At 40.0% G+C, this 13,073-nt stretch carries 12 protein-coding genes; 6 read left to right on the top strand and 6 right to left on the bottom strand.

Annotation, left to right across the window (positions count from 1 at the left end; translation table 11 throughout):
* The 3 genes from frr to rimO all read right to left on the bottom strand — a co-directional run bounded on the left by frr (nucleotide 1) and on the right by rimO (nucleotide 2,766).
* Nucleotides 1-555: a ribosome recycling factor gene (gene frr, locus IMO47_RS17435; RefSeq protein ID WP_196075303.1), complete on the bottom strand. Its 555-nt coding sequence runs from the start codon at nucleotides 553-555 to the stop codon at nucleotides 1-3.
* 73 nt (nucleotides 556-628) lie between these two features.
* Nucleotides 629-1,357 carry a UMP kinase gene (pyrH, locus tag IMO47_RS17430; protein ID WP_004830468.1) on the bottom strand — a complete coding sequence of 243 codons (729 nt, stop codon included), beginning with the start codon at nucleotides 1,355-1,357 and terminating at the stop codon, nucleotides 629-631.
* A gap of 65 nt (nucleotides 1,358-1,422) precedes the next feature.
* On the bottom strand, nucleotides 1,423-2,766 hold the full coding sequence (gene rimO, locus IMO47_RS17425) for a 30S ribosomal protein S12 methylthiotransferase RimO (RefSeq protein WP_196075302.1): 1,344 nt from the start codon (nucleotides 2,764-2,766) through the stop codon (nucleotides 1,423-1,425).
* Between the two features lie 363 nt (nucleotides 2,767-3,129).
* Here rimO and glnL point away from each other — a divergent pair, with 363 nt between their 5' ends.
* From glnL to IMO47_RS17410, 3 genes are all read left to right on the top strand, one after another.
* The gene (gene glnL / locus IMO47_RS17420) at nucleotides 3,130-4,236 is read left to right on the top strand and encodes a nitrogen regulation protein NR(II) (RefSeq protein WP_196075301.1); all 1,107 of its coding nucleotides are present in this window, start codon (nucleotides 3,130-3,132) and stop codon (nucleotides 4,234-4,236) included.
* The gene (glnG, locus tag IMO47_RS17415) at nucleotides 4,226-5,710 is read left to right on the top strand and encodes a nitrogen regulation protein NR(I) (RefSeq protein ID WP_196075300.1); all 1,485 of its coding nucleotides are present in this window, start codon (nucleotides 4,226-4,228) and stop codon (nucleotides 5,708-5,710) included. The genes glnL and glnG overlap by 11 nt, the downstream gene beginning before the upstream one ends.
* A gap of 119 nt (nucleotides 5,711-5,829) precedes the next feature.
* Nucleotides 5,830-6,555, top strand: a complete 726-nt coding sequence (locus IMO47_RS17410) for a hypothetical protein (protein ID WP_196075299.1) — start codon at nucleotides 5,830-5,832, stop codon at nucleotides 6,553-6,555.
* A 57-nt stretch (nucleotides 6,556-6,612) separates the two neighbouring features.
* Here the strand turns inward: IMO47_RS17410 and IMO47_RS17405 are convergent, their stop codons facing one another.
* Both IMO47_RS17405 and IMO47_RS17400 read right to left on the bottom strand, forming a co-directional pair.
* Nucleotides 6,613-7,215, bottom strand: a complete 603-nt coding sequence (locus IMO47_RS17405; RefSeq protein WP_196075298.1) for a YidB family protein — start codon at nucleotides 7,213-7,215, stop codon at nucleotides 6,613-6,615.
* 125 nt (nucleotides 7,216-7,340) lie between these two features.
* Nucleotides 7,341-7,811, bottom strand: coding sequence for a DUF6231 family protein (locus tag IMO47_RS17400; RefSeq protein WP_196075297.1), 471 nt, complete (start codon nucleotides 7,809-7,811; stop codon nucleotides 7,341-7,343).
* A gap of 32 nt (nucleotides 7,812-7,843) precedes the next feature.
* On the opposite strand from IMO47_RS17400, the gene IMO47_RS17395 reads away from it, so the two are divergent.
* Nucleotides 7,844-8,716: a DUF2797 domain-containing protein gene (locus tag IMO47_RS17395; RefSeq protein WP_196075296.1), complete on the top strand. Its 873-nt coding sequence runs from the start codon at nucleotides 7,844-7,846 to the stop codon at nucleotides 8,714-8,716.
* Between the two features lie 432 nt (nucleotides 8,717-9,148).
* On the opposite strand, the gene lpxB is transcribed toward IMO47_RS17395, so the two are convergent.
* A complete protein-coding gene (lpxB, locus tag IMO47_RS17390) occupies nucleotides 9,149-10,324 on the bottom strand; it encodes a lipid-A-disaccharide synthase (protein ID WP_196075295.1) in 1,176 nt (391 codons plus the stop codon).
* 249 nt (nucleotides 10,325-10,573) lie between these two features.
* Between lpxB and IMO47_RS17385 the strand changes: the two genes are divergently transcribed.
* Nucleotides 10,574-12,733: a TonB-dependent siderophore receptor gene (locus IMO47_RS17385; RefSeq protein WP_196075294.1), complete on the top strand. Its 2,160-nt coding sequence runs from the start codon at nucleotides 10,574-10,576 to the stop codon at nucleotides 12,731-12,733.
* Nucleotides 12,734-12,791: 58 nt separating this feature from the next.
* Entirely contained in the window at nucleotides 12,792-13,070 is a 279-nt protein-coding gene (locus IMO47_RS19800; protein ID WP_227552268.1) for a hypothetical protein, read from the top strand.
* The last annotated feature ends 3 nt before the right edge of the window (nucleotides 13,071-13,073 follow it).

Below are 13,073 nucleotides of genomic sequence, written 5' to 3'. Positions count from 1 at the left end.
TTAGACCTTCATCAATTCAGCTTCTTTAGCAGCAAGACGTTTATCTACTTCAGCAACAAACTTGTCTGTAATTTTTTGGATATCATCACCTGCACGACGCTCATCATCTTCAGAAATCTCTTTATCTTTCAACAATGACTTAATATCACCCAAAACATCACGGCGAATGTTGCGGATCGCAACTTTTGCATTTTCAGCTTCATTACGCGCAACTTTCTGCATATCCTTACGGGTTTCTTCAGTCAATGCAGCCATCGGCACACGAATTGAGTCAGCAGTCACAGGGTTTAAACCCAAGTCAGATTCACGAATCGCTTTATCAATTGCAGATACCATTGAACGCTCAAACGGCTGTACCAATAAAGTACGTGAATCTTCAACACCAACGTTTGCAACTTGGTTTAATGGCACATCAGAACCATAGTAAGGAACCATAACACCATTGAGGATTGATGGATGCGCACGACCTGTACGAACCTTTGCAAAACCATGCTCCAAAGACTCTAATGATTTGTTCATACGGTCTTCAGCGTCTTTTTTAAGATCGTTAATCATATGATCTTCCTTACTTATAAATGTGTATAACGTAAAATTGCAGTAGTATAAAGAGCTTTATCCCACACGTACATTAGTTTGTAACGTGTGTACCCTCTTTTTCCCCCATCACTACAGAAAGTAATGCGCCTGATTTGTTCATATCAAACACTTGTAGTGGCACATTATGGTCACGACACAAACAAATTGCCGTCAAATCCATTACACCAAGTTTCTCATCTAAAACTTGATCGAAACTTAAATGATCATATTTAATTGCATCATCATATTTACTTGGGTCTTTATTGTAGACACCATCCACTTTCGTTGCTTTCAAGATCAGGTCAGCTTCGATCTCAATACCACGCAAACACGCTGCTGTATCGGTCGTAAAAAATGGGTTGCCAGTACCCGCGACGAATACACAAACTTCGCCTTGAGTTAAATGACGAATTGCATCACGGCTTGAATAAGACTCAACCACCGCACCAATTGGAAGCGCAGACATTAAACGTGTTTTAATGTTACGACGCACCAATGCATCACGTAATGCCAGACCATTCATGACAGTTGCAAGCATACCCATTTGATCGCCAGTTACACGACCAACAAGCCCATCTTTTTGTAATTGGCTGCCACGATATAAATTACCGCCACCAACAACAATACCCACTTGCACACCTAAACCTACCAAATGAGCAATAGATAAAGACATTTGATCCAACACTGGCGCATCGATCCCCATGTCTTTATTACCTGCAAGCGCCTCACCTGAAAGTTTGAGCAAAATGCGCTCATAGCGTGGCTTTTTAGAATCTAACATCACAAAACTCCAATACTTATATCTACAATTTTATTCGTATTCAATCAATTTGAAATCAATTACTTTTATGCCGATTTAATTTTGATCAACTTTGCAAATAAATCGTATTCATCTGCATCTGTGATTTCGACTTCAAGTAAGTCACCTGCCTTAATCAACGATTTATCGATATCTTCAACAAATACGTTACCATCAATTTCAGGTGCATCCGCATAAGAACGCGCAACAGCCACTGGGAATTCATCTTCCAGTCCATCGACCAACACAGTCATCGTCTGACCGATACGCTGTTGTAGTTTGGCCGCAGAAATCGCCTGCTGAACTTCCATAAAACGTTCATAGCGTTGTTGCTTGATTTCCTCTGGAACGTGATCGGGTAAATCGTTGGCAGTCGCACCTTCAACAGGTGAGTAAGTAAAACAACCTACACGATCAAGCTGAGCTTCTTGCAGCCAGTCAAGTAATATCTGGAAATCTTCTTCAGTTTCACCAGGGAAACCTACTACAAATGTAGAGCGAATCACCAATTCAGGGCATTTCTCACGCCATAATTTTAAACGCTCTAATGTATTTTCACTATGGGCTGGTCGCTTCATCAATTTTAAGATGCGCGGACTGGCGTGTTGAAAAGGAATATCTAGATATGGCAGGATTTTACCTTGCGCCATTAAGTCAATCACGGCATCCACATGCGGATAAGGATAAACATAATGTAAACGTACCCAAATTCCCAATTGACCCAATGCTTCACACATGTCATAGAATTTGGTTTTAACAGGCTGGCCATTCCAGAAATCAAGCTTATATTTGGTATCCACACCATAAGCCGAAGTATCTTGTGAAATCACCAAGACTTCTCTCACTCCTGCTTTTTTCAATGCTTGCGCTTCACTCAACACTGAACCAACAGGACGTGATACAAGATCACCACGCATACTTGGAATAATACAGAATGTGCAACGATGGTTACATCCTTCCGATATTTTCAAATAGGCATAATGTTTTGGGGTCAAACGAATTCCTTGCTCTGGGACAAGGTCAATAAAAGGGTTGTGCTTAGGTGGCTCTGGAACATACTGATGTACAGCTTCCATTACTTCCTGATATGCAGCCGCACCTGTAACTTTAAGTACATTGGGGTGCATTTGGCGAATCTTGTCTTCATCTTTACCTAAACAGCCTGTAACAATTACACGACCATTTGCACTCATGGCTTCGCCAATTGCATCTAAAGACTCTTGTACTGCAGATTCAATAAAACCACAGGTGTTCACAACAACTAAATCAGCACCATCATAATCTGATGCAACATCATAACCTTCAGTTTTCAACTGAGTTAAAATTCGTTCAGAATCTACCAATGCCTTAGGACAACCTAAAGATACAAAACCGACTTTGGGGGACTTCATGAATCTGCGCTCCACTATAATCCGCGTATTGTATGACTTTTCCAAAGATAAAAACAGGTGGAAACACGACTCTTTGTATAATGCACCAAAATACATCCAATCAAACAATAAAATTCCAACAATGCACTATTTTGGAACACTATCATGATAACTTAATATCGTGATTGCTGATCTATCGGGAAGAAAGGTCATTAAATGCGCAATTTTTATTATTCATGTAAGAAAACCGCGCAATAAATAAAAGTTGGCGTGCATCTTGCTTTATATGAGCACGATTTATATCAATTCAATACCCTTGATTGGGATAAATAGAATAGAGGTGCAGATGCCATTGCGCTATTTTAAGACAGGAAAGCTCTGCTAATGGATCAATACCCAACCATTGACTATCGACTGCTTGTGGATAATTTAACCACAGCAATCCTTTTGGTCGATTGTAATCTAAATATTTTTTATCTCAATTCCTCTTGCGAAGCCCTGTTTGATATTAGTTTGTTCCGTGCGGCTGGTCAGCCTGTAATCAATATCTTACATGCACCAAACGATAGCTTTAATACCTTGGATGCACTCAAAAACACGATTAAAACAGGTCAAGCCTATACACGGCGTGAAGCGATTATCAATGTCAATTTTAAAGATATGCATGTTGATTACTCGGTATCTCAACTGAATACTGGCAAACCCTATCATCCATTATTATTAATTGAATTGAATCCGATTGATCGGATGCTGAAAATCTCAAAAGAAGAGAATCTCATTCAACAACATCAAGTCGCACGACAGCTCATTCGCGGTGTTGCACATGAGATTAAAAATCCATTGGGGGGTATCCGTGGCGCAACCCAATTGTTGGCCCGAAGCTTGAACGATCCTCAGTATGCAGAATTTACGGATATTATTATCAGTGAAGTTGATCGCTTAAGAAACTTAGCAGATACCATGCTCGGTTCACGTCAACTTCCAAGTTATGAAGCGGTCAATGTTCATGAACCGCTGGAACGTGTTCGCTCACTCATCGCCAACCAAACCAAGAAAAAAATTAAAATTACGCGTGACTACGATCTTTCTTTACCTGACGTAAAAGCAGACCGAGACCAACTCATTCAAGTCATGCTGAATATTAGCGTCAACGCAGTTCAGGCGATGACTGAAAATCGAGAATTCTTCGTTGATCATCAACCCGAATTAATATTGCGTACCCGCATTCAACGTTTGGTCACCATTAATGGCGTATTAAACAAATCAGCCATTCGTATTGATATTGAAGATAACGGTCCTGGTGTACCCGAAGAAATTCTGGAATCGGTGTTTTATCCACTTGTCACAGGTCGAGCTAAAGGAACCGGGCTTGGTTTAAGCATTGCACAAAATATCATGCATCAACATAACGGAATGATTGAATGTCAATCTGTTCCTGGAAAAACAGTATTTAGCCTATATTTACCTTGGGAGTCTAACCATGTCGCATAATAAAATTTGGGTGATCGATGACGACCGTGCCATGCGTTGGGTCTTGGAAAAAACATTTAAAGAAGAAGGCTTTGATGTCACCAGTTTTGAAGAAGCACAATCTGCTTTAGATCAGTTACCCACTCATGCACCCGATGTTATTTTGACGGATATTCGCATGCCGGGTATTGATGGTCTTACCTTTTTAGGTAAGGTCAAAGGAAGTTATCCCGATCTTCCGGTGATCATCATGACAGCACACTCGGATTTAGAGTCTGCGGTATCCAGCTATCAAACTGGTGCCTTTGAGTATCTGCCAAAACCATTTGATATTGATGAAGCACTTGCGCTGGTCAACCGGGCCATTTTACACATCAATAAATTACAGCAACAAGAGTCGGCTAAAGCGACACCGATTCAATCAACTGAGATCATTGGCGAATCCCCTGCCATGCAAGAAGTTTTCCGTGCAATCGGTCGACTTTCTCAATCTCATATCACTGTATTAATCAACGGTGAGTCAGGAACAGGGAAAGAATTGGTTGCACATGCTTTGCATCGCCATTCACCCAGAAGCAGTAAACCTTTTATTGCTTTAAACATGGCCGCCATTCCAAAAGATTTGATTGAAACCGAATTATTTGGACATGAAAAAGGTGCATTTACAGGGGCAAACACCCAACGTCAAGGACGTTTCGAGCAGGCCAACGGCGGTACGCTGTTTTTGGATGAAATCGGCGATATGCCGTTTGAAACCCAAACCCGTTTGCTGCGCGTTTTGGCTGACGGCGAGTTCTATCGTGTTGGAGGACACATTCCTGTACGTGTAGATGTACGTATTGTTGCTGCTACACACCAGGATCTAGAAAAACTTGTACATGACGGTCGTTTCCGCGAAGACTTGTATCATCGTTTAAATGTTATTCGTATCCATATTCCTAAACTGGCACATCGCTCCGAAGATATTCCGATGCTGGCACAGCACTTTCTAGCACGTGCCGGTAAAGAGCTTGGCGTAAGTCCAAAAATCTTGCGCCCTGAAACACAAGAATATATTCAGAAACTTCCTTGGCCAGGTAATGTACGTCAACTGGAAAATACGTGCCGATGGCTGACTGTCATGATCACGGGTCGTGAAGTTTATCCAGAAGACTTGCCATCTGAGTTGAAACAGATCCCTATCAGCAAAACCGATGATCAAGGACAAATCCAGGCAGGCGTTGATCGCATAGCACTGCACCACTGGGATGAACTTCTAGGTCAATGGGCGATTCAAAAACTAAAAAATGGTGAGATGAAAATCTTAGACATTGCCACGCCGATGTTTGAACGGACGTTGATTAATGCTGCACTCCAGCAAACACGTGGTCGCAAACGTCATGCCGCTGAGTTACTTGGCTGGGGACGCAATACACTCACCCGCAAACTCAAAGAGCTCGGTATGGATTCCACCGAGGATGATGAAGAGGAAGATAAAACAGCATTATCAGATTAAAATCAATTTATAAATTCAACTTTTACTCCAACCATATTTGTTAAGAATATGGTTGTTTTTTATCAGCTCATCGTTAAAAATAGCGTCGTGAAATTTACACTTTATCGTTTAGGATAAAAATGAACAAAACTGTCGTTATTATCAGCCTGCTTTCAATCTTGACTGTTGCATGCTCTAAAAATAAATCGCATGACAATACAGTGCATCAGGCTGAAAAAGCAGTCGAAGAAAAACCGCTGAAAGCTGCAAATTCAGATGATTGTTTTAAGCTTGAACCTAATAAAAAGTTCACGCTGAACAATAGCGATGAAACTGAAATACAGATTGTTCCGACGACCTTCAACAATCAAAATGCAATTGCGATCGTGAGACAAGGTGCTGGTGTTCGAACGGATTATATCTACGACCCTACAGGTCGCACCATGTTGGCGAATTTAGATTACGGTATTGCTGCGCTTGGTTCAGATCCCAATGATGTATTGGTAAAAACCACCTACCAGGCACCTCTTCCCACCTTTCCATCCAACCTCAAGCCACATCAAAAATTTCAGATGACTTATAATGCTGTTATCGAATCTCAAGTAGACAACACGGATAGATCTGAAAATAATAAAACGGTTGATATCGAATTTGTTGGTTTTGAAAATCTTATTTTGATTGACAATGATGATAATACCTTAAAATTCAACAATGCATGTCATTTTGTTTCACAAATTGGCGATGGTACTTTAGATGAATGGTATGCTGAAGGTTATGGTCAAATCAAATATATTAAAAGAAAGGCCAGTGGTGAAGTGAAGAGCAGTGAAGCAATTGGTGATGATCCTGAACCTCAGTCCAAATAAATCAACAAAAGCCAGTTAAGAACATCTTCACTGGCTTTTTTATTGTAAAAATAAAATTTATTTCATAAAACCAGAAACCAGATTCAATACATTTTGAATATCACCATTGGCTTCATTATGATCCGTTGCTTCACCTTGCGGTGTCAGTGAATCAATAATTTGAGGCAGTACAGTCGAAATTGCCCCATACACTTCATTGGTTGGAACATTGGCCTGCTGTGCAACTTGTTCAACTTGTTGACCGCCAAATAGACTTTGGATTTGTTCGACATTTACCCCACTATTGCCTTGTGATGGATCAACCCAGCTTTGCACTTGCCCCCCTAAACCAGCCCCCTGTAATTTAGCCAAAGCGCCTTGTAAACCGCCATTCTGTTGAATCCACCCCAAAACCAATGGAACAACGGCAATCAGTAATGAAGATGCATTAAAACCACTCGCCTGCGGAGCTTGTTGCTGCTGCCCCCCTGTCAAGCCACCAAGCACTGAGCCCAATACACCACCCAAACCTCCGCCTTGTGACTGTTGTTGACCACCTAAACCGCCAAGTACTGAACCTAATACACCGCCTAATCCGCCACCAAGCCCGCCCTGTGATTGTTGTTGTCCGCCAAGTGCTTGTTTTGCTAAAATTTCAACAATATTTGTTAAATCTGTCATGAAGTTTTCCTTTTTTAAGTTTTATGACACGACTACAGCATACTTGGCTTTAAGATATTCAACAAAATTGGAATTGTTAATTTTTGCAATGCCTTAATGTCATTTTAGTCTCATCAAAAAACCAATTACCAACGAAACTTGTTCCAGTTTTCGGGATTTGCCCAAAACTTAGCGTTAAACCAATCCGGCACATGTTTATAAGTTAAAATATTAAACTGCCATAACGCAAAATCATTTTCATGGGATGTCTTGTCGATCAATTGTGTAAAGCCCAATGATCGAAGCAGGTGCTCATCACTGATTCGACAAGCCACCACGATACGCCTTGCCAAGAGATCACGCAACTTCACCAATAATTGCGATTTATGCAGATCCGAAAGCTGTTGCATTTCATCTGTATCTAAAACCACAAATCCTAAATCATATCGCTGGGTAAAAGGCAGATTTAAAAACTCAGATACGTTAAAATAGGACCACTGAATTAAATAATTTTGAGAGTATTGCGCCAAATTTTGCCCAATACACACTGCAGTTTGAATTGGCTGTTGTTGCGATAAATCGTCTAGCATTGAAGTGATGACATTTTTCTCAGCCATAACTGCACCTTTTTTGAAGCGAGTAATTAAACATGGAACTACAAGGCATTTGTCATAAAATGCATGCAGGTCTTAAAGACCTTAGTTTAACTGATCAGCAAACGCATAAGGCAAATGTTGAATATAAATTTATATTAGATCGCTCAGAAATCGAACTGCCATTTAGCTTGGGGCAAGAAATTGAGATTGAAGCGACTGGAAATATCTATTGTGTTTCCTGTGGTGCCAAGACCCCTAAGTCTTATTCTCAGGGTCACTGCTTTAAATGCATGAAAACCAAAGCATCTTGCGATATGTGTATTATGAAGCCTGAAACTTGTCACTACCACTTGGGCACCTGTCGTGAAAATGATTTTGCCCATCAAGTTTGTTTCCAACCGCATATTGTTTATCTGGCAAATTCAAGTGCTTTAAAAGTTGGAATTACCCGTTTAGGTCAAATGCCAACACGCTGGTTAGATCAAGGTGCAACACAAGCTTTACCGATTATGAAAGTGGGTTCTCGTCGCCTATCAGGTCAACTGGAAGTGATGTTTGGCTCACAAGTTGCAGATAAAACGGATTGGCGTAAACTGCTAAAAGGCGAAGCCGAACCCATTGATCTGATTGAAATCCGTAATGAATTAGTCCAAGAATTTGCACCTAAAATTCAAACCATCCGAGACGAGTTTGCACAGCATCTTGAGTTTAATGAAACGGTTGAATTACTTGAAGATGAGCTGCCCCGTGAATTTGTCTACCCTGTCGATATCTATCCTGAAAAGATCAAATCGCATAACCTTGACAAGACTCCGGTTATTCGCGGCAAATTACAAGGAATCAAAGGTCAATATCTAATTATGGATACTGGTGTGATCAATATCCGTAAATATACAGGTTACGAACTGAAAGTTCGGGCGGAGTAGAGATTCATTTTGTCTTGCATTTGATTCACAAAAAAACTCCTCTTTCATTTAAATGTTGAGGAGTTTTTGATTAAAGCTTTTGTAAAAATTCCATCTGTATTAAAACGTGCAATATATTGATAAATTGCTCTATATTTTACAGAAAATTTTTGATCGATTTGCATAGACTATGCTTCGATTTTAGAAGTGGAAAAGATAAAAGCCCTCAGATGGCTTGCAAACAGCCCCTGCAACGCACCTCGCACATGCAGATTGAGCAAAGGCATCCATGTCATTTCACAATAAAAATATCAACATGGTTTTTTTAAGATTTAAAAGTCATTTTATGTTGGAAACTTATTTTTCGAACACTGCAATAGTCTATGCTTGAACACGCTTCAAACTTAACCAGATAATTCCAATCGCTTGATTGAGTGAGCAATAATTTTTCAATCATGATCTTAACAGCGCCAAAATTGCCTGCACAGGATCTTCACTATTTCCCGCCAAAAGCTGCTTATGCATCGTAATCAACTGCATCACCTGAATTTGAGCCGTTTCAATATCCATTAACTTTTCTATTTCATGTGCTAATTTTTCAGGTGTGGCATCTTTTTGAATCAACTCTTGAATTGCTTTCTTTCCTGCAATGATATTCGGCAAAGAATAATAGGGAATTTTAACCAGCAACTTGGCAATCACATAGGTTAGCCAATTGAGTTTATAAAAAGTAACCATTGGTCGATGCAACAATAAAGCTTCCAATGTCGCTGTACCTGATGCCAAAGCCACAATATTTGCCGCATTCATGACCTGACGACCAATTTTTGACTCTTTATCGGTATTTTCCAGTAAGTGAATTTTTGCAACCAAATCACTTGGATAGTGTTCCAATAATGCTTCAATTTGTTGTTTGCGCTGCTCATTAATCGCAGGAATAACAAACTGATAATCTGGATATTTATGGTGAATAATATTTGCAGCATCTAAAACCAGTGGTCCAAGCCGTTCTATTTCACCACGTCGACTGCCTGGTAATAATGCAATGTGCTTCTGACTCAGATCCAAACCAAGCTCCTGTTTGGCATCCAAGATTGGATTTTGTAAAGGCAACTGACTGGCAAGTGGATGCCCCACAAATGCAGCAGCAACTGCAAATTTTTGATAAAAGCTCTTTTCAAAAGGAAATAAACAAAGTACCAGATCAATACTGGCTTTAATTCCATGTACACGCCCTTGCCGCCACGCCCATACTGATGGACTCACATATTGCACTGTTTTAATGGGAAGATTTTTTTGCTTTAAACTCTTGGATAATCGCAAATTGAAATCTGGAGCATCAATACCAATAAAGATATCAACAGGATTGGCAGACCACTTTTCAACCAAACCATCGCGTACAGCAAATAACTTCTTTAAATCTTTGAGGACTTCAACAATGCCCATCACCGATAAAATATCCATAGGGTAAAAACTGTTGAAACCTTCAGCGATCATTTGCGGACCACCAATCCCTTCAAATTCAGCATCTATCCCTTGTTCACGGAAACTGCGAATAAGTTTGGCCCCTAAAGTATCTCCAGACACTTCACCAACGACAATACCAATTTTAAGCTTCCGATTTTGCAAGATATTCTTCCCACTTTGCAGTATGCACGCATCATAGCACAGTCAAACTCGTTTAACCTCAAAGCCTCCATATAATCACCGCAAAGCCAGATATGGACATGCTTTTGGTATAGGAATTCAATTGGGTGACTTTTCACCCAGTTTTCTATCATTAATCTATTTTCTATTTATATTTTCAATTAACTGACTATTGTCTCACAAAGACTCAAACAATAAACTAAGCGATAATTATTATCATTTAAGATACTCATGCTGAATTCTCTCCCAAACAGATTCAAACTCTCGATCATGAGTTTGGCACTATTCACTGCGCAACAAAGTTTCGCTGAAGATTTACATAAGCTGCCCACGATCTCAGTACAAGCAACTGCTGCGCAACCGGAGTTAAGTTCCGAACAAAGCAAATCATATATCGTGAAAGAATCCACCAGTGCAGCCAAACTGAATATTCCCGTTAAAGAAACTCCTCAAACAGTCAATGTCGTTACACGTCAGCAAATGAATGATTTTGCAATGAATAGCACAAGAGATGCTTTGAGTAATACTCCTGGCATTACTGTCAGCAATCAAGAAACTGAGCGTTCGACTTATACAGCACGTGGTTTTGAAATCTCTAATCTTTTAACAGACGGGGTCGGATTCCCTTCAAGCAGTTATAATTATAACAATACCAATCCAGATACCTATTTTTATGACCGAATTGATGTGATTAAAGGTGCAGATGCACTTACCAATGCCTTCGGTGACCCAAGTGCAACCATTGATTATATCCGTAAACGACCAACGCAGGAGTTTCAAGCCAATGCGGGTATCAGCTATGGTTCCTGGAATACACAGCGTTATGAAGCAGATGTTTCAGGTGCATTGAACAAAGATGGCAGTATTCGTGGTCGTTTGATGGGTTATGAGCAAACTGGAGATTCTTATCTGGATCGTTATTCTTCAGAGAAAAATGGTTTTTCAGGCATCATTGAGGCTGATCTTACAGATTCAACACGACTTACAGCAGGTTATAGCCAACAGCAGAATAAACCCAATGCCAATAACTGGGGTGCATTGCCACTTCTGGGTGCGGATGGAAAACAACGCTCCTATGACCGGAATTATAATCCAAATCCAGATTGGGCATATTGGGACAACAAGACACAGAATGCTTTTGCTGAGTTAAAGCAAATGATGAATGATCAATGGACAGCAAAGCTGAGTTATAATTATACCCAAACCCATCATGACAGTAATTTACTCTATTATTATGGTTATCCTGATCAAAATGGTGGAAATGTCGCACTTACTGCTTGGGGCGGCAAAGAAAGCCTAAAAAGCCATTTTGCTGATTTGAATCTTCAAGGTGCCTATTCATTATTTGGTCGTGAACATGAAGCCACTTTAGGCTATAGCTATCTACAAAACAAACAGTATGATCAACAAACGTCGGGCAGGATTAATGACAGTAATATCAGGAACGACAATTCATTAGGCTACTTACGCCAACTCACTACAGACTGGTCAAGCTGGACGCCTCAATCAGTGACTTGGTCAGCTTTCAGTGATGCTGCGAACTATACGCAAAAGCTCAATTCAGTATATGCGGCGACCCGCCTGCACTTAAATGATGATTTAAAACTTCTACTCGGTTTAAATTATGTTCAAGCAAAAAGTGATGGCAGAAGCTATGGTTCATCAATGGCATATGATGAAAATAAAGTATCGCCATATGCTGGCATTAGCTATAACTTTACTCCCGAATATACAGGCTATCTCAGCTACACCTCTATTTTCCGTCCACAGTCAGGATTAGGCACGGATAATAAAGCGCTCAAGCCCATTGATGGTGAAAGCTATGAGGCAGGGATTAAAAGTTCATGGTTAGATGACAAACTTACAGGAACCTTGGCCGTATTTCGTACAGAACAAAGTAATTATCCACTACGCAACTCTGATGGAAACCCACTTAATCGTAAAGTGGAGACCAGCGATTTGCGTTCTCAAGGTGTAGAATTGGGTTTGGCCGGACAAATCACAGATCACTTGAATATCGCATTTGGTTATAGTCAATTTAGTTTAAAAGATTTAAAAAATGGCGGTGATGCTAGGACCTATAATCCTAATCAAACCCTTAATCTGTTGACTACATACACCATTCCGGCATTGCCACAACTTAAAATCGGCGCATCGTTAAAATGGCAAGAAGCCATCAAGCTGTATGATTCTTCGGTCAATAGTACAATTACCCAAGATGCCTATGCTTTAGTGAATCTGATGACCAGTTATGATGTAAACAATCATATTTCGTTACAGGCAAATGCCAACAATGTGACAGACAAAAAATATTTATACAGTTTCCCGGATGGTCAGGCATTTTATGGTGCTCCAGCCAACTATAGCATTGCTGTAAAGTTTAAATATTGATCGCAACTCGCCTTAGTCTCTGTAGATTAAGGTCTTTTTAATTTAAGAAGTACCCTGTATGCAAACTGTCCTTTATCGATTATCAGTGTTATACCGTTTTATACTGGCATTTGGTCTAGGCTACGCATGCAGCTATTTACTATCAGTCAATTTGATTGATGTTTTTTATCCTTACTTGGCAAAAGCTGAGTCTGTCTACTTGGCTGCATTTATAGCGCTGTTTTTTTATATCGCTTTTGTGATTATTGGTTTTTGCGTTCATTCTTTAAAAAAGTTGTCTGTAATCAGCTTGATACTCGTTGTTACCCTCTTTCTCATATCAAAATTCATAGGTTAACTC

Source organism: Acinetobacter sp. Res13-Abat-PEC15-P4-01 (assembly GCF_015676285.1).
Classification (GTDB): Bacteria; Pseudomonadota; Gammaproteobacteria; order Pseudomonadales; family Moraxellaceae; genus Acinetobacter; species Acinetobacter nematophilus.
Note: the sequence above shows the minus strand (reverse complement) of the source record. Positions and strands in the feature narration are given on the sequence as shown.